The organism is Streptomyces sp. SID12488, from assembly GCF_010548275.1.
Taxonomy (GTDB): domain Bacteria; phylum Actinomycetota; class Actinomycetes; order Streptomycetales; family Streptomycetaceae; genus Streptomyces.
In genome coordinates, this window is the sequence record NZ_JAAGLT010000005.1 from 60,233 (window position 1) to 77,524 (window position 17,292).

Genomic DNA, 17,292 nt, shown 5'->3' on the forward strand with positions numbered 1-17,292 from the left:
GGCATCTCACTGAGGTCGGCGTGCGATGGACTCCCCCCACCGTTCTGTTCACCTTGCCATTCATCGGGGCTTTCGCGGCGGAGACGTTGGTCACATCCCGCCGGAAAACGGACAGCCCCCGGTCTCCCGGGGGCCGCCGCACGCCGTCACGCGCCTCCTCGGCTCAGCGCACACCCACCGCCGCGAGCGCGGCGAGCTGAGCGGTGCTCGGCCGGGCCGGGAAGTACAGGTAGCAGACGCCACCGGTGCCGGACACGACCTTGCCACTGGCGTTGTACCGCTTGGTGCGCAACCAGATGTTCTCGAACTCGCGCCTGGCGTAGACGCGGCGCACGGCCTCGTTGGTCGCCGAGAAGGGGTCGTTGGCGATCACGTCGCCGTCGGCGGTGAAGCCGATCACGGTCATCAGATGGCCGGAGGTGCCGTAACCCGCCCCCGTCAGCTCGGTCTTGAGGAACGACTGGGACGCTATGGCCGGGATACCGGCCGCGATCAGCGTCTCCAGGTCGGTGAGCGAACCGAGCCGGGTGACCACGCCCTGGAGGTCCTTGTAGGTCGCCGCGTATGCCGCGTTGAAGGGCCAGTTGCCGCAGCCGCCGTACTGGAAGTCGTAGGTGAAGCGGGCCGCGTGGCACACCTGCGGGTCGGCGTAGGCCGGGTCGACCCAGGCCAGTTGCGCCGCCGTGGGCTTCCGCCCCCAGTACTCGATGATCATCTGCGAGGAGGTGGGACTGCACCAGGCCTCGCCGCCGTTGTCGTACTCGGGGTACTGACCGCTGTGGATCTCCTGCGAGTAGCGCGGGACGATCAGTTCCCTGACCACGCCGGGCGCCGAGGCGGGGACGGTGAAGCGGTCCGGGACGTCGGAACCCATCGCGCCGAGCCGCCAGACCGTGGGCGTGGCCGTGGTGCCGGGCTTGCGGTAGAGGGTCAGCCGCAGCCGGTACGAGTCCAGACGCAGGCCCGTGGCCGGGTCGTCGATGGCGAAGGTGTCGGTCCAGACCGTGCTTTTGTCGTCGGTCTGGTCGTCGACGGAGGTCCGCTTGATGTCCTGGTCGCCGGAGGCCCAGCGGCCCATCACGTACCAGGGGGTGGCCGTGCCGTCGGAGTACGTGCCCGTCAGCTCGACCTGGAGCCAGGTCCCGGCCGGGGTGCGCGCGTTCCAGGAGGCGATGACCTCGGTGGCGGGCACCTTCAGTCGGTGCACGACAGACGTCCAGGTCGCGTACTCCCAGGCCGCCGTCGTACCGGTGTGCGGATCGGTGTAGTCGACCGTGCCGACCGGAGCACCGATCACCACCCCGGGCCGCGCGCCGGCGACGGCACGGGTGCCCTTGGCCGTGCCGGCGACGCACCAGTCCGCGTAAGAGGTCCAGGCGCGGTGGTCGACGGGCCGGGCGGAGTCCGCCGCGGCCTCGTGGCCGGTCGCGTCCGGGGCGGCGGCGGCAGACGGGCCGGCGCTGCCCGCGACGGCGGCGGCGACCGCCGCGGCGAGGACGGTTCTGCGGGACGGCTCTTCGGCTCTGCTCATGGGCGGGTGACCCCCAGGTGACCTAAGCGGGCGGGACAGTGCACGGCTGTGCGCCCACTATGGCCGCCGATGACCTGCTCCTGCCAGCACTTCGGGCCATGCCACGCCCAGGAATTTTGGTCTCGACCATTGGCGTGACCTGGGGTGCGGGCGACGGCGGTGCCCGACTGGTCCCTAGAATGCGCCCTGGCAATATGTCCGAATCCCTTCACCCCCGCCACCCTCCGGGAACCGTCATCCACGACCTCGCACGCACCCTGCGCCGCCTCCCGCCCTCCTGCGGCCCGGTCCGGCTGATCGCCGTCGACGGACACGCGGGCTCCGGGAAGACCACGTTCGCCGGACGACTGGCCGCCGCTCTCGACGGAGCGCCCGTGCTGCACCTCGACGACATCGCCACCCACGAAGAGCTGTTCGAGTGGACGCGACGCCTGCTCGTTCAGGTGATCGACCCACTGAGGCGCGGCGAGAGCGCCTCCTACACCCCCTACGACTGGACGACCCGGCGCTTCGGACCACCCCGGCCCCTGCCGGCCGCGCCCGTGGTGCTGGTGGAGGGGGTCGGGGCCGGACGGCGTGCGCTACGGCCGTTTCTGGCGCGGCTGTTGTGGATGGAACTGCCGGACGAGGAGGCCTGGGCGCGCGGGCGGTCGCGGGACGGGGCGGAACAGAGCGAGTTCTGGGCCGGGTGGGTCGACGCGGAGCGGCGGCACTTCGCCGCGGACCCTTCGCGTCCGTTCTCCGAGCTCCTGGTGCGGCAGTGCGGCGAGGGATACGAGGTACTCCCGGGGCCTGCCGGGGCCGTTGGATCAGACCAGGATGTCACTCATGGTGACGGGCCGTCCGCTGTGTGCTGAACTTGTGAAGACCCTCGTCACGCAACTTCTACGAGTGCTTCAACTCGGCTTGACCGGTGAGCCGTACAGGACTTACGTTCTGAATGCGCGGCCGTTCGAAGCCGCCCACAGTCGCGAAGCCCCCGGTTGTTCCCCCGTGATCGGGGGCTTCGTTCTGCCCGCGGCCCGCTTTCCGGCCGCTCCGAGGCACGATCTGTTCACCCTCGGTGACTGCGCCGTGTGCGCCCCATCTGCTCCCACCTCGTCAAACAGCCTGTACGGCACCCTGCTGCGGGCACGTGAAGCGCAGGTACGATGCCCTCGGTGCGAATCGGACGGCTGCTCTGCGCACCGTTGCAACTCCCGTCCGCGGCACAGTGGTTCGACCAAGCTGCCGACGGGCACCGGCCCGTCGGAGAGGCAATCGGGGGCACGGTTTGTGGGGGACGTGATGGACTTCGGCACGCAGGGCCCCGAGGCCCCGGCCGACCTCGTCTGGCTGCGAGGTGTGGACGCCTACACGATGGGCGCCTATCCCCAGGCGGAGGAGGAGTTCCGCACCGCGGTGCGGATGGATCCCGGGATGGCCGACGGCTGGCTCGGACTGCACGCGCTGCGCGTCGACACGACGACCGCGCTGCTTCGGATGTTCCGGCACCGGGAGCGCTTCGGGGAGCAGCGCTCACGTCACCGCCGGACCCTCAACTCCTGGTACTGGCTGGGCTGGTGGGTGCAGCCCGTGCTCGAGAGTCCGCGCGATCTGCTGCTCGCGCACGCCTCGCACTGGCTGGACGGCCGCCACGTGCCTGAACTGGACCGGGCGTTGGCCGGCCTGCCACCGGTGGACACCGACCCGCAGGTCCGTTTCCTGCACGCGTGCCGCGCCTATCTCGTCAAGGACTGGGAGCAACTGGTCCGGCACACCGACCCGTTGATCAACGACACGTTGCTGGGCATCGAGGCGGGTCTGTTCGGCGGCATGGCCCGGGTGCGCCTGGAGATGTTCGGGCAGGCGGAGCCGCTGCTGTCGGCCGCGCTGATGCGCTGTCGCAGTGAGCAGCCGCAGCGCAAGGAACTGCGCTACTGGCTGGCACGGGCCCACGAGGGCACGGGCCGCTCGGCGGCGGCCCTCCCCCTGTACCGGGCCGTGCACCGCGTGGACGCCGCGTTCATGGACACCTCGGCGCGGCTCGCCGCGATCTCCGAGGGCGACGGGTACGACGAGGCGACCGACCTCGCGGCGATCACGCTCTCCGGGATCGGGCAGGAGTTGCTGGAGAGCCCGGACGGCATCGACCCCCTCTTCGGCGGCGAGGGCCGCGACCTGAAGCTCTCGGAGCCCGAACTCCCGCCTCCGGGTGGCCCGTTGCCGTCCGCGACCGACTCGGTGCGCGAGAAGGCCGCCCTTCCGGTGCAGCCGCTGCCGACCGGCCCGACCGATCCCGGGCTGCTCGAGGAGGCACTCGCCCAACTGGAGTGCATGGTGGGTCTGGAACCGGTGAAGCGCCAGGTGAAGGCGCTCTCCGCCCAGCTGAACATGGCGCGGCTGCGGGCGGGGCAGGGACTGCCGGTACAGCCGCCGAAGCGGCACTTCGTCTTCTCGGGTCCGTCAGGCACCGGCAAGACGACGGTGGCACGCATCCTCGGCCGGGTGTTCTACGCACTCGGGCTGCTCGGCGGCGACCATCTGGTCGAGGCGCAGCGGGCGGACCTGGTCGGCGAGTATCTCGGCCAGACCGCGGTGAAGGCCAACGAGCTGATCGACTCCGCGATCGGGGGCGTCCTGTTCGTCGACGAGGCGTACTCGCTCTCCAACTCCGGGTACGGCAAGGGCGATGCGTACGGCGACGAGGCCCTGCAGGTGCTGCTGAAGCGGGCCGAGGACAACCGGGACCACCTGGTGGTGATCCTGGCCGGCTATCCGGAGGGCATGGACCGGCTCCTCGCCGCCAACCCCGGGCTGTCGTCCCGCTTCACGACCCGCGTCGACTTCCCCTCGTACCGTCCGCTCGAACTCACCTCCATCGGCGAGGTGCTGGCGGCGGAGAACGGTGACGTGTGGGACGAGGAGGCGCTGGACGAGCTGCGCTCGATCGCCGGGCATGTGGTGGACCAGGGGTGGATCGACGAGCTGGGCAACGGGCGGTTCCTGCGGACGCTGTACGAGAAGAGCTGTGCGTATCGGGATCTGCGGCTGTCGGTGTACCCGGGGATGCTGACACGGGACGACCTGTCGACCTTGCGGCTGCCGGACCTCATGCAGGCGTACGGGGAGGTCCTGTCGGGGCGCGGGCCACAGGATCCGTCGGCCCCCTGATCGACAGCGGGCACCTTGAGTTCGGCGCCCGCTGTCGGTGCTGAGGTAGAGCTGGGTCGCGCAGCCCGGCGCTTACGGGGTGCCGCTCTCGGTGGGACGGGTGCCGCCCCTGGCGTGCGCATGCCCGCAGCTATGCGGGCTGGGGGCGCCCCTTCAGGGGCGCGGGGAACTGCGCGATCAGTCCCCGCCCATCCGCAGCCCAACAACCCGCCCGTCCCGCGGAGCGTCAACTCGCCAGCGCCTCCTTCTGTGCCTCCGCCCTGGGTTCCGTCGCCTTCGGTACCGGAGGTGACTGGCGGTGGGCGGGGTCGCGTACCTCGCCCACCAGGAGTTCCAGCACGTCCTCCATGGCGACCAGGCCGATCACCCGGCCCGAACCGTCCGCGACCTGGGCCAGGTGCGTCGCCGCCCGGCGCATGACCGTCAGCGCGTCGTCCAGCGGGAGTTCGGAGCGCAGCGTCGTCATGGCGCGCCAGATGTGCTGCGGCACCGCCCGCTGCGACTCCTCCACGTCCAGTACGTCCTTCACGTGCAGGTAGCCCATGAAGGCGCCGTTGTCCGCCACCACCGGGAACCGGGAGTAGCCGGTACGGGCGGTGAGGGCGACGACCTGGCCCGGGGTGACCGACGGGCCCACTGTCACCAGGGACTCGCGGTCGAGGAGGACGTCGGTGACCGGGCGGGAGCCCAGTTCCAGCGCGTCCTCCAGGCGTTCCTGCTCACCGGGGTCGAGCAGTCCGGCCTGGCCGGCGTCCTCCACCAGCCGGTTGAGCTGCTCGCTGGTGAAGACCGCCTCGACCTCGTCCTTGGGCTCGACGCGGAAGAGCTTCAGGATGAGCCGGGCACAGGCGCCCAGCCCCACCGTGACCGGCCCGCACACGCGGGCGAAGGCGACCAGGCCCGGGCTCAGCCACAGCGCGGTCTTCTCGGGCGCCGCCATCGCCAGGTTCTTCGGGAGCATCTCCCCGATGACCAGGTGGAGGAAGACCACGACCGCGAGCGCGATGACGTACCCCAGCGGGTGGATCATGCCCTCGGGCAGGTGGGCCGCCTCGAAGACCGGTTCCAGCAGCTGGGCCACGGTCGGTTCGGCTACCGCGCCCAGGGTCAGTGAGCACATGGTGATGCCGAACTGGGCGGCGGCCATCATCTGCGGCAGCCGTTCCAGTCCGTACAGCACCTGGCGGGCCCGCGCCGTGCCCAGCGGTTCGATCTGGCTTCGGCGGACGGAGACGAGGGCGAACTCGGCGCCCACGAAGAAGCCGTTGGCGAGCACGAGGAGCAGGGCGAAGAGGAGTTGGAGGATGCTCATCGGGCCGCCTCCACCGCGAGGTCCGCCGTCTTCGTACTGCCCTCGGCCCTGATCAGGCGTACCCGCTCGGCCCGGTAGTGGCCGACCTGGCGGACCGACAGACGCCAGCCCGGCAGTTCGGCCCTGTCACCGGGGACCGGAATTCTGCCCAGCAGGTCGGCGACGAGGCCGGCGACCGTCTCGTACGGCCCCTCCGGTACGTCGAGGCCTATGCGCTGGAGGATGTCGACACGGCAGCTGCCGTCGGCGTCCCAGGCGGGGCGGCCGTCCTCGGGCGGGGCGGCGGCGAGCTCGGTCGGTTCGTTGAGCACGTCGTCGTGCTCGTCGTGGACCTCGCCGACGAGTTCCTCGACGATGTCCTCCAGGGTGACCACACCCGCCGTACCGCCGTACTCGTCGACGACGACGGCGATGGGCTGCTGGCTGCGCAGCAGTTCGAGCAGTGGCTGCACCGGGAGCGTCTCGGGGACCAGCAGCGGTGATTTGGCGATCCGCCCGACCGGTGTGCGCAGCCGGTCCCCCGCGGGCACCGCGAGGGCGTCCTTGAGGTGGGCCATACCGACGATCTCGTCGATCCGCTCCCGGTAGACGGGGAAGCGGGACAGGCCGGTGGCCCGGGTCAGGTTGACGACGTCCTCGGCGGTGGCCGACGACTGCAGCGCGCTGACCCGCACACGCGGGGTCATGACGTGCTGCGCGGTCAGCTCGCCCAGCGACAGCGTCCGTACGAAGAGGTCCGCGGTGTCCTGTTCCAGCGTGCCGGCCTGGGCCGAGTGTCTGGCCAGGGAGACCAGTTCGCCGGGGGTGCGGGCCGAGGCCAGTTCCGCGGTGGGTTCGACACCCAGGGCACGGACCAGGCGGTTGGCCACCGCGTTGAGCGCGGCGATCACCGGGCGGAAGAGTCGGGAGAAGGCGTGCTGCGGGCCGGCCACGAAGCGGGCGACCTGCAGCGGCCTGGAGACCGCCCAGTTCTTGGGCACGAGTTCGCCGATCACCATCTGCACGGCCGAGGCCAGCAGCATGCCGACGATCACCGAGATGGTGGGGACGGCCCCTTCGGGCAGGCCGATCGCGGTGAACGGGCCGTGCAGCAGCTCCGCGAGCGCCGGCTCGGCGAGCATGCCGACGACGAGGGAGGTGATGGTGATGCCGAGCTGGGTGCCGGAGAGCTGGAAGGACAGCTCCTTGAGCGACTCGACGACCGTACGGGCCCGTCGGTCACCCTCGGCGGCCGCCTTCTCCGCGTCCGGTCGCTCGACCGTGACGAGGCCGAACTCGGCCGCCACGAAGAAGCCGTTGGCCAGGATCAGCAGGAATGCCGCGCCAAGGAGCAGCAGGGGGGTGGTCATGATGCCGCCGCCTCGATATGCCGGGAGGGGGCGGCGCAGGTACTACAGGACGATCCGTCCATCGCTGGAGGGAGTCACTCCTCGGGTAGCAGGGGGCCTCTGAAGACCGGGGGGAACATCAGAGGCGGAGGCGCGCGAAAAACGCCTCCGCCAACAGATTAATCAAGACATGGGCCTGAGCGGCAGGGTGGACGGCCCTGAGTCAGCCCTGATCTTGCTCGGGGGTACCCGCGGACCGCGCCTCGGTGAGCGCCCGCAGGGTGCGCGCGTCCTCGATGGCACGCTGTTTGGCGATGCCGGGCTGGATGCCGAGCGCGGGCAGGCTCGTACCGTCGCTGAGGTCGAGGAACACCCAGGGGTCACCCGGCCGGAGGTTCACCCGGAGGATCTCCGCCCAGTCCAGACGCCTCTTGCTCGCGATGTTGACGACGGTGACTCCGGACTCGTCGGCGACCACCTTCGGCCGGGACAGGAGCAGGAGTACGGAGGACAGCAGCGCGCCGGTGAAGACGAAGCTGAGGCGCTCCCCGGGGCTGAGCGTCTCCAGGAGCAGCGCGATCGTCGTGATGACGACGAAGATCGCGACGCCGGCGGTGGCCAGCACGGCCCGGGTGCGGCCCGGCCGGAAAGTGACGGGCAGCGCGGGCAGCGCCGGCGGAACGGGTGCGGTGGGCGGATCCTGCATCGGTGTACGGTCCCTGTCGCTCACGGTGTCGGTGGCTTCCCGTGTCTCAGAGGCGGCAGGCGTGGATGGCCGTGGTCAGGATGGCCCGCGCGCCGATGTCATACAGATCGTCCATGATCCGCTGGGCCTCCTTGGACGGGACCATCGCACGGACGGCGACCCAGCCCTCGTTGTGCAGCGGCGACACGGTCGGCGACTCCAGGCCGGGCGTCAGGGCGACGGCCTTCTCCAGCTGCTCGACGCGGCAGTCGTAGTCCATCATCACGTAGGTCCGGGCCACCAGGACGCCCTGGAGGCGGCGCAGGAACTGCTGGACCTTGGGTTCCTCGGCCTCCGCTCCGACCCGGCGGATGACGATCGCCTCGGACTTCATGATGGGTTCGCCGAACACCTCCAGGCCCGCGTTGCGCAGTGAGGTGCCGGTCTCGACGACATCCGCGATGACCTCGGCGACGCCGAGTTCGATCGCGGTCTCGACAGCGCCGTCGAGGTGAACGACGGAGGCGTCGACGCCGTGGTCGGCGAGGTGCTTGGCGACGATCCCCTCGTACGAGGTGGCCACGGTCAGGCCGGCCAGGTCCTCGATGCCCGCTGCGGTGCCGGGCTTGCCGGCGAAGCGGAAGGTTGAGCGGGCGAAGCCGAGCGGGAGGATCTCCTCCGCGTTGGCCCCGGAGTCGACGAGCAGGTCCCCACCGGTGATGCCGATGTCGAGGCGGCCGGAGGAGACGTAGATCGCGATGTCGCGGGGGCGGAGGTAGAAGAACTCGACCTCGTTCTCCGGGTCGACGATCCGCAGCTCCTTGGACTCCCGGCGCTGCAGGTAGCCGGCCTCATTCAGCATCGCCGACGCAGGGCCTGACAGGGAACCCTTGTTGGGGACGGCGATGCGCAGCATGAGACAAGCTTCCTTCGTTTCGTACGGAACGGTGTGCGACTACGGCTTACAGGTGGGCGTACACGTCGTCCAGCGAGATTCCGCGGGCGACCATCATCACCTGGACGTGGTAGAGCAGCTGCGAGATCTCCTCGGCGGCTGCTTCCTTGCCCTCGTACTCGGCGGCCATCCAGACCTCGGCGGCCTCTTCTACGACCTTCTTGCCGATGGCATGGACGCCCTTGCCCACCAGCTCTGCGGTGCGGGAGGTGGCGGGATCGCCCGTGGCGGCCTTGTGCTGGAGCTCGGCGAAGAGCTCCTCGAACGTCTTATTGGACATGATGGCCCCCACATTACGTGGTGAAGGGAACTCCCTATCGCCAGGGTTCGGATACTGAGCGGAGGGTGGCCGCCGTCGCCACGGCCGCCGTCACCGCCTCGTGCCCCTTGTCCTCGTTGGAGCCCTCGATGCCCGCGCGGTCGAGGGCCTGTTCCTCGGTGTCGCAGGTCAGCACGCCCATGCCGATGGGGACTCCGGTGTCGACCGAGACCTGGGTGAGGCCCTGGGTGACGCCCTGGCACACGTACTCGAAGTGGGGAGTGCCACCCCGGATGACGACGCCGAGGGCCACGATCGCGTCGTAGCCCCGCCCGGCGAGGACCTTGGCGACGACCGGGAGTTCCCAGCTGCCGGGGACCCTCAGCAGGGTCGGCTCGTCGATGCCCAGGTCGTGCAGGGCGCGCAGGGCGCCGTCCACCAGACCGTCCATCACCTTCTCGTGCCACTGGGCCGCGATGACGGCGACGCGCAGGTCACCGCAGTTGCGTACGGACAGTTCAGGTGCACCCTTGCCGCTCACGTTCTCGTCTCTCCTTGGCTATCTCTACTGCGTCTTCTACAGCGAGTTCTGCAGCGGTCTCTACTGGTTGCCGCAGGGGGACACGGGGGCCGTGTCCAGCCAGGGCAGGTCGTGTCCCATCCGGTCCCGCTTGGTGCGCAGGTAGGTGAGGTTGTGCTCGCCCGCCTGTACGGGCATCGGCTCGCGGCCGGTGACCCTGAGGCCGTGGCGGACGAGCGCGTCGGTCTTGTCGGGGTTGTTGGTCATCAGGCGCACGCTGCGGACGCCGAGGTCCTGGAGTATCTGCGCGCCCGCGCCGTAGTCCCGGGCGTCGGCGGGCAGGCCGAGCTCCAGGTTGGCGTCGAGGGTGTCGCGGCCCTGCTCCTGGAGTTCGTACGCCCGGAGCTTGGACAGCAGTCCGATGCCGCGCCCCTCGTGGCCGCGCAGGTAGACGACCACTCCGCGGCCCTCGTCCCGGATGCGTTCGAGGGAGGTCTCCAGCTGGGGGCCGCAGTCGCAGCGCAGGGAGTGGAAGACGTCGCCGGTGAGGCATTCGGAGTGGACGCGGACCAGGACGTCCTCGCCGTCGTCGGCGCCGATGTCACCGTGGACGAGGGCGACGTGCTCGACTCCGTCGACGGTGGAGCGGTAGCCGTACGCCGTGAACCTGCCGAAGACGGTGGGCAGTTGGGTCTCGGCCTCGCGACGGACGGTGGGTTCGGCGCTCTTGCGGTAGGCGACCAGGTCCTCGATGGAGATGATCGTCAGGCCGTGCTTGCGAGCGAAGGGGATCAGCTCGGGCAGGCGGAGCATACGGCCGTCCTCGCCGGCGATCTCCACGATGGCGCCGGCCGGTCGCAGCCCCGCGAGGCGGGCGAGGTCGACGGCGGCCTCGGTGTGGCCGTTGCGGACCAGCACGCCGCCGGGCCTGGCGCGCAGCGGGAAGATGTGGCCGGGGCGGACGAAGTCGTCGGCGCCCGCGTCCCCGCCCGCGAGGAGCTGAAGCGTGGTCGCCCGGTCGGAAGCCGAGATACCGGTGCTCACACCGTGAACGGCGGATGCGTCGACGGAGACTGTGAACGCGGTTTTCATCGACTCGGTGTTGTCGTCGACCATCTGCGGCAGCCGGAGCCGGTCGAGCTCGTCGCCCTCCATGGGGGCGCAGATGAGCCCGCGGCACTCGCTCATCATGAACGCGACGATCTCGGGGGTCGCCTTCTCGGCGGCGATGACGAGGTCGCCCTCGTTCTCCCGGTCCTCGTCGTCGACGACCACGACCGGGCGGCCGGCCGCGATGTCCGCGATGGCCTGCTCGATCGGATCGAGGGACCAGTCCTCGATGTTGTCCGTGCTGTAGAGGATCGGCGGGACCGAAGGGGTGACGTGTGGCGTCTCGTTCGGGGTGGTGGTGGGAGACGGGAGGGCAGTCATGCGGGCGCTCCTTCCAGGACGGGCCGCGTGTCCTTGCGGGAGCGCAGCCACCAGTCGCGCATGCCCCACAGGACGAGCGCGCCGTAGACGACGTAGACGAAGCCGGAGAAGGCGTAGCCGTTGGCGAAGTTGAGGGGGACGCCGACGAGGTCGACGAGGAGCCAGGCGAACCAGAACTCGACCATGCCGCGCGCCTGGGCGTACATGGCGACGATGGTGCCGACGAAGATGTAGGCGTCCGGCCAGGGGTCCCAGGACAGGGTCGGGTAGGCCTTGAAGAGCAGGGCCACGGCGACCGTGCCGACGGCGGCGGCGCCGATCATGGCCCCGCGCTCGCGCCAGGTGGCGAACCGCGGGGTGATGTGACCGTCCGCGGAGTCGCCCTTGTGGCGGTTCCACTGCCACCAGCCGTAGCCGGCGACGGCCATGACGACGACCTGCTTGCCCGCGCTGCCGGTGAGGTGGCCGAAGAACGCGCCGAAGAGGACGAGACCGGAGAGGAACTGCACCGGCCAGCTCAGCAGGGAGCGCCGCCAGCCGAGGGCGAGGGCGATCAGGCCGAGGGTGTTGCCGATCATGTCCGACCAGAGGATGTGCTGGTCGAGGAGGGTGAACGCCTCGGTGTTCAGCCGGTTCACTTCGCCGCCCCCTGGGGTCCGAGCAGCCGCTCGACGTACTTGGCGATGACGTCGACCTCGAGGTTGACCGGGTCGCCGGGCTGTTTGCGGCCGAGCGTGGTCAGGTCGAGGGTGGTGGGGATGAGGCTGACGGTGAAGTAGTCCGGCCCGGCGTCGACGACGGTGAGGCTGATGCCGTCGACGGTGATGGAACCCTTCTCGACGACATAGCGGGTGAGGTCGGCGGGGAGCGAGACCTTGACGATCTCCCAGTTCTCGGACGGCCTGCGTTCGAGGACCGTGCCCGTGCCGTCGACGTGGCCCTGCACGATGTGGCCGCCGAGGCGGGCGCCCAGGGCCATGGGGCGTTCGAGGTTGACGCGCGAGCCGACGGTGAGGACGCCCAGGCTGGAGCGGTCGAGGGTCTCCGCCATGACGTCGGCGGTGAACTCGGCGCCCTCGTGTTCGACGACCGTGAGACACACGCCGTTGACGGCGATGGAGTCGCCGTGGCGGGCACCTTCGGTGACCACGGGGCCACGGAGCCTGAAGCGGGACGCGTCGCCGAGGTTCTCGACCGCCGTGACTTCGCCCAGTTCTTCGACGATTCCGGTGAACACTTCCCGGGTCCTCCCTGCCTCTTCGGGCACGGACTCCGGGGCCTGTCGATGACGACAGCTGTGAACGGGCAGGAACACCGGGAGCGACGCCGGACGGAGCTCGACCCATGGCCAAGCTGTACGGCGGCGCGCACGAATGCCCGCCCGCCGCGCACTGCCTCCCATCCGGACTTTAACCGTCGGTCCAGGAATTCCACCTGGTCAACCGGCCGCCGAAAAACATGCGGACGGGTCGCGGACTGTAACCGCCGGTTCGGACTTTCACCGACCCCGGAGTGCGCTGCTTCTGTTAGAGGTCAGTGTGCCACGCCCGGCCGTACTCCATGCGGGTGAGTTTTGTGGACTGACTCACAAGAACCGATGGGAATATCCGACGGGAACGGGCGGCAGGTGAGAGGCGGGCAATCGAGCCGCACAATTGGTCCATACCTATTGACCGCCATGGTCCAGACCTCTTAGCGTCGGTGCCGGACCGGTGGCGGTGACGACGGCCCTGGCCCGCCGCCGGTCCCCCACACCCTCCAGAACTACCTGACCGGCGCCCCGAACAGCACCTCCTGCGCACCTTCCCGAGCCGTCAGCAACGCCCCGCGCAGTACCGCTCCGCCGCCCAGTGCGCTCGCGCGCACCTGAGCCGGGAGGGGTGACATCCGGGCAAGCCGTACCTCGACAAGGGTGGCGAGTACGTCACCGCCCGCCCGGCCGACCTCGCCGCCCAGCACCACGCATCCCGGGTCGAGGACGGCGACGACGGAAGCGACGCCGATGGCGAGTCGGTCGGCGAGGGTGTCGAGGAAACGGGCGTGGGCCGGGGCCCCGGGGGCCGTCACGGCCGCGCGGACCAGAGCCGCCGCGTAGGGCTCATGGGTGGCGGCGTCGGCCACCATGTCCTGCTTACCCGCCAGTCGGGCGATCGCCGCCGCTCCGGCGAGGGAGTGGAAGCCGCCCGCGCAGTCCGTGGCCGACGGCAGCTGCCCCGTGCCCGGCACCGGCAGGAAGCCGATCTCGCCGGTGCCGCCGGAGGCCCCCCGGCGCAGGATGCCGTCGAGGACCACGGCCGCGCCGGTGCCGTGGCCGAGCCACAGCAGCACGAAGGTGTCCCGGTCGCGGGCGGCGCCGTCGCGCTGTTCGGCGAGGGCGGCGAGGTTGGTCTCGTTCTCGACGATCACGCGGGTCCCGGGAAGCCGTTCCTGGAGCGCGGCGACCAGCCTGCGGTGCCACACCGGCAGGCCTCCGGTGTCCCGGAGTTCGCCGGTCGCCGGGTCGATCAGACCAGGGGCGCCGATCCCGACCGTGTGCAGTTGCTCGGCTCCGGCCTCCTTGGCGACCCGCTCGACGAGAGCGACCGCCTGTTCCACGGCGGGGCCGGTGCCGGTGTCGCCCCCGATCGGCACGGACGCCTCGGCGAGCACCTCGCCCAGCAGGTCGGCTACGACGACGGAGACACCTTCGGTACGGACGTCGAGGGCGGCCAGGTGGGCGAGGCCGGCGACGATCCCGTACACCTTCGCGTTCGGTCCTCGGCGCTGCTCCCCCGACTCCCCCACGACCGTGATCAGTCCGGCGGCGGTGAGGCGTTCGACGAGGTCGGCGACGGTCGGGCGGGACAGGCCGGTGAGCTGCTTCAACTGCCAGGCCGCCAACGGGCCTTCCTTCTGGAGCAGACGCAGGGCGAGCCGGTCGTTGATGGCCCGGGCGGTGCTCGGTGATGCGGGCATGCCGAGATCCTTCCAGATCGGCGGGGCCGTTCCCGCTGCGGACGGCCGATATCTCGCTATCTATCAGGCAGGGTTCCTGATAGTTTACGGCAGCGCGCGGCGGAGGTTCCGCGACACAGCTGGAGACACGGCGGAGAGCCGACCCGGGAAGGGCCGCAGAATGGGTGCAGTGCTGTACGAACGAGACGAGGTGAAGCGCGCCCGGTACGCCGTGGCCGCGGTCTTCGCCGTGCACGGCGCCGTCACCGGCTCGTTCGCGACCCGGGTGCCGTGGATCCAGGACCACGCCTCGGTCAGCGCGGGGCAGTTGGGGCTGGCTCTGGCGTTCCCCGCGCTCGGCGCCTCCCTCGCGATGCCGCTCGCGGGCCGCATCAGCCACCGTTTCGGCGCCCGTACGGCGTTGCGCGGTCTGATCGCGCTCTGGACCCTGGCGCTGGTCCTGCCGGCCCTGTCCCCGAACCTCCCCACGCTCTGCCTCGCCCTGTTCGTCTACGGCGCAACCGCCGGCATGGCGGACGTGGCGATGAACGCGCTGGGCGTGGAGATCGAGAACCGGCTGGGCAGGTCGATCATGTCCGGCCTGCACGGCATGTGGAGTGCGGGGGCCCTGGTCGGCGCGGCGGGCGGCACCCTCGCCGCGCATCTGGGCTCGGACGCGCGCCTCCATCACGTACTCGCGGCGGCGACCCTCACGGTTCTCGGCGTGGCCGCCTGCCGCTGGGTGCTCGATCTGCGCCCCACCGAGGACGAGGAGCCGCCTCCGAAGTTCGCGCTGCCGCCCAGATCCGCGCTGCTGATCGGCGCGGTCGGCTTCTGCGCGGTGTTCGCGGAGGGCGCGAGCCTGGACTGGTCGGCGGTGTACCTGCGGGACGAGTTGGGCACCTCGGACGGTCTGGCGGCGGCTTCCACGACCGGCTTCATGCTGACGATGGCGGTGGCCCGGCTCGTCGGCGACTCGGTCGTGAACCGTTTCGGCGCGGTGCGCACGGTCCGCGCGGGCGGCGTGCTCGCCGTAGTCGGCGGTGTCCTCATCGTGGTCGCGGAGCATCCCGCCACGGCGATGACCGGCTTCGCGCTGCTCGGTCTCGGCATCGCCGTGGTCGTCCCGCTGTGCTTCGCGGCGGCGGGCCACAGCGGCCCCAACCCCAGTCAGGCCATCGCGGGCGTCGCCACCATCACGTACACCTCGGGCCTGGTCGCGCCGAGCGCGATCGGGACGCTGGCCCAGGCGACGAGCCTGGTGGTGTCGTTCGGGCTGGTCACGGTGCTGGCGGGCGGGCTCGCCGGGTTCGCGGGAGTGCTGCGGGCCGGCGAGAAGGACCGCCCGAAGGTCAGTCCGCCGGGCGCAGCAGTTCCCGACCGCAGGCCCTGAACCGGTCGCTCCACGGCGTGGGCCGCAGGGTGCCCGCGTCGAGACGGACCAGCACCCGGGTGCCCCGGGCGTATGTCACCTCACCGTCGGCCGAGCAGAGCCGGAAGCCGTAGGTGAGGCCAGTGGTGCCGAGGCGGTCCACCCAGAGGTGCACGGCGTAGGCGCCGGGCCGATCGACCGGTGCCTCGTAGCTGATGAGCAGTTCCCTGACCACGTTGCAGAAGTCCCCGGCCGCCGCCCAGTCACCGTCGAAGGTGAAGCCGTACCCGTGCAGCAGCTCGTTCCAGGCCCGCTCCACCAGTAGCGGATAGCGGGCGTTGTGGAGCATGCCGAGGGAGTCGAGGTCGTCGAAGTGGACGGTGACGGGCATCAGCCGCCCGTACGAGACGTCCGGATCGGCGGAGGACATGGGCGCTGCGACTTCGGCTTCGGCGGTCACGGGCGGGGCTCCTGGGGCGTACGGCATGAATGGTGGATGCAGTTATTTACGCGTCCTCATCCTAAGCGCACGCTCAGAATCACCCTCCGGTCGGCTCAGCGCGCCAGGTCGTAGGCGTACGACGGGGTGAACGTGCCAGGTGTGCCCTTGCAGCCGTCCGACTCCCCCGGCAGCTTGACCCACAGATAGGCGTCGATCCGCGCCTCGCCGGTGCTCGTGGTCGGCGCCCGGCCGAGTTTCCGGCCGTCCGGGTCGCACCACTCGCCGTCGGCCGGGGCGCCGTTGCCGTTGCGGCTGGTGTCGATCACGGCTCCGAGGCCGGCGGGGCCGCCGAGGGCGTCGAGGACCTGTCGGTCGTACGTGATCTCGTCGTCCGTGCGGTGGAAGTTGGAGACGTTGCTGAAGACGCCGTCGGAGGAGGCGGCCGATGCCGCGCCCGCCTGACGGAGGAGGGCCGCCTGCTTGGCGGGGGCGTTCCAGCCGGAGTGGCCCGCGTCGTAGTAGACGCGGGCATTGGGGTCGGCGGCCTTGAGGGCGCGGCCCGCGCGGGCCAGCGAGGCGAAGCGGTCGGCACGCTGCCCCGTGGAGAGACAGTCGGACTGGGCGATCGAGTCGGGCTCCAGGATGACGATGACCTCGTCGGAGCCGAGGCCCGCCGCGAACGCGTCGATCCAGCCGTCGTAAGCGTCGAGGTCGGGCGCACCGCCCTGGGAGGCGCCGCCGCAGTCGCGGTCCGGAACGGCGTACGGCACGAGCACCGGGACCCGGCCGGCGCCCGCCGCACCCGCGGTGACCGCGCGGACCCGGGCGGCGATCGTCGAAGGTGAGAAGTCGGCGAACCAGACCGCCGCCGGACGGTCGGCGATCTCCGCCTCGATGACGGGGCGGCGCGGATCGTCGCGGTGGGCGCCGACCCAGTCGAGGACCTGGGAGTCGGGGTAGCGGTAGAGACGGGTGGACACCGCGGCGGGCGCCTGTTTCGCCTCCGGCTCGGCCCCCTGGGCTGCGGGCGAGGGGGTGCGGCTCGGCTTCTTCGCCTTCGTCGTACGGGCGGACGGGGAGGGCGACTTCGAGGGGGTCGGCGTGGGCGGGGCCGACGTCACGGCCGGCAGCGGGGCGAGCAGGGGCGAGCTGGTCACCTCGGGCCTGGCCTCGTCGGCACCGCCACCGCGCCCGTCGTCGAGCGCGGAGAGCAGCCCGGTCGCGGTGCCCACGGCGACCACGACCGAGGCGGCGGCGACCATGACGGAACGCCGGGCGGCGCGCCTGCGTTCGACCCGGCGCGAGGCCAGGCGGTGGGCGCGCAAGCCTGACACGTACAACTCCTCTTCCTCCGCCGCGGCGGGCGCGTT

At 70.9% G+C, this 17,292-nt stretch carries 16 protein-coding genes and 1 riboswitch; of the genes, 3 read left to right on the plus strand and 13 right to left on the minus strand.

The window, feature by feature from the left end; all coding sequences use genetic code 11:
- Nucleotides 1-163: 163 nt before the first annotated feature.
- On the minus strand, nt 164-1,531 hold the full coding sequence (locus tag G3I56_RS10160; RefSeq protein ID WP_164408585.1) for a peptidase C39 family protein: 1,368 nt from the start codon (nt 1,529-1,531) through the stop codon (nt 164-166).
- A 194-nt stretch (nt 1,532-1,725) separates the two neighbouring features.
- Here G3I56_RS10160 and G3I56_RS10165 point away from each other — a divergent pair, with 194 nt between their 5' ends.
- Nucleotides 1,726-2,388 carry a hypothetical protein gene (locus G3I56_RS10165; protein WP_164408586.1) on the plus strand — a complete coding sequence of 221 codons (663 nt, stop codon included), beginning with the start codon at nt 1,726-1,728 and terminating at the stop codon, nt 2,386-2,388.
- A 430-nt stretch (nt 2,389-2,818) separates the two neighbouring features.
- On the plus strand, nt 2,819-4,684 hold the full coding sequence (locus G3I56_RS10170; RefSeq protein ID WP_164408587.1) for an AAA family ATPase: 1,866 nt from the start codon (nt 2,819-2,821) through the stop codon (nt 4,682-4,684).
- 226 nt (nt 4,685-4,910) lie between these two features.
- On the opposite strand, the gene G3I56_RS10175 is transcribed toward G3I56_RS10170, so the two are convergent.
- The 10 genes from G3I56_RS10175 to G3I56_RS10220 form a co-directional block, all read right to left on the minus strand.
- Nucleotides 4,911-5,996, minus strand: coding sequence for a hemolysin family protein (locus G3I56_RS10175; protein ID WP_164408588.1), 1,086 nt, complete (start codon nt 5,994-5,996; stop codon nt 4,911-4,913).
- The gene (locus G3I56_RS10180) at nt 5,993-7,345 is read right to left on the minus strand and encodes a hemolysin family protein (RefSeq protein WP_164408589.1); all 1,353 of its coding nucleotides are present in this window, start codon (nt 7,343-7,345) and stop codon (nt 5,993-5,995) included. The genes G3I56_RS10175 and G3I56_RS10180 overlap by 4 nt, the downstream gene beginning before the upstream one ends.
- Before the next feature lie 202 nt (nt 7,346-7,547).
- Nucleotides 7,548-8,030, minus strand: coding sequence for a PH domain-containing protein (locus G3I56_RS10185; RefSeq protein ID WP_164408590.1), 483 nt, complete (start codon nt 8,028-8,030; stop codon nt 7,548-7,550).
- Nucleotides 8,031-8,076: 46 nt separating this feature from the next.
- A complete protein-coding gene (gene hisG / locus G3I56_RS10190; RefSeq protein ID WP_164408591.1) occupies nt 8,077-8,925 on the minus strand; it encodes an ATP phosphoribosyltransferase in 849 nt (282 codons plus the stop codon).
- A gap of 46 nt (nt 8,926-8,971) precedes the next feature.
- On the minus strand, nt 8,972-9,244 hold the full coding sequence (locus tag G3I56_RS10195; protein WP_055533705.1) for a phosphoribosyl-ATP diphosphatase: 273 nt from the start codon (nt 9,242-9,244) through the stop codon (nt 8,972-8,974).
- A 34-nt stretch (nt 9,245-9,278) separates the two neighbouring features.
- Nucleotides 9,279-9,764 carry a 6,7-dimethyl-8-ribityllumazine synthase gene (gene ribH / locus G3I56_RS10200; protein WP_053740326.1) on the minus strand — a complete coding sequence of 162 codons (486 nt, stop codon included), beginning with the start codon at nt 9,762-9,764 and terminating at the stop codon, nt 9,279-9,281.
- A 60-nt stretch (nt 9,765-9,824) separates the two neighbouring features.
- Nucleotides 9,825-11,174, minus strand: a complete 1,350-nt coding sequence (locus tag G3I56_RS10205) for a bifunctional 3,4-dihydroxy-2-butanone-4-phosphate synthase/GTP cyclohydrolase II (RefSeq protein ID WP_203689611.1) — start codon at nt 11,172-11,174, stop codon at nt 9,825-9,827.
- Entirely contained in the window at nt 11,171-11,812 is a 642-nt protein-coding gene (locus tag G3I56_RS10210) for a nicotinamide mononucleotide transporter family protein (protein ID WP_164408592.1), read from the minus strand. The genes G3I56_RS10205 and G3I56_RS10210 overlap by 4 nt, the downstream gene beginning before the upstream one ends.
- The gene (locus G3I56_RS10215; RefSeq protein ID WP_164408593.1) at nt 11,809-12,411 is read right to left on the minus strand and encodes a riboflavin synthase; all 603 of its coding nucleotides are present in this window, start codon (nt 12,409-12,411) and stop codon (nt 11,809-11,811) included. Before G3I56_RS10215 ends, G3I56_RS10210 begins: the two co-directional genes overlap by 4 nt.
- 147 nt (nt 12,412-12,558) lie before the next feature.
- Nucleotides 12,559-12,694: riboswitch (FMN riboswitch) on the minus strand.
- Between the two features lie 244 nt (nt 12,695-12,938).
- The gene (locus G3I56_RS10220; RefSeq protein ID WP_164408594.1) at nt 12,939-14,129 is read right to left on the minus strand and encodes an ROK family transcriptional regulator; all 1,191 of its coding nucleotides are present in this window, start codon (nt 14,127-14,129) and stop codon (nt 12,939-12,941) included.
- A gap of 160 nt (nt 14,130-14,289) precedes the next feature.
- Here G3I56_RS10220 and G3I56_RS10225 point away from each other — a divergent pair, with 160 nt between their 5' ends.
- Nucleotides 14,290-15,501, plus strand: a complete 1,212-nt coding sequence (locus G3I56_RS10225; RefSeq protein WP_164408595.1) for an MFS transporter — start codon at nt 14,290-14,292, stop codon at nt 15,499-15,501.
- On the opposite strand, the gene G3I56_RS10230 is transcribed toward G3I56_RS10225, so the two are convergent.
- A complete protein-coding gene (locus G3I56_RS10230) occupies nt 15,461-15,910 on the minus strand; it encodes a thioesterase family protein (protein ID WP_164408844.1) in 450 nt (149 codons plus the stop codon). The two genes, G3I56_RS10225 and G3I56_RS10230, sit on opposite strands and share 41 nt — an antisense overlap.
- 125 nt (nt 15,911-16,035) lie before the next feature.
- Nucleotides 16,036-17,184 (minus strand): glycoside hydrolase family 6 protein, encoded by a 1,149-nt coding sequence (locus G3I56_RS10235; RefSeq protein WP_164408845.1) that lies wholly within the window; start codon nt 17,182-17,184, stop codon nt 16,036-16,038.
- Between the last annotated feature and the right edge of the window lie 108 nt (nt 17,185-17,292).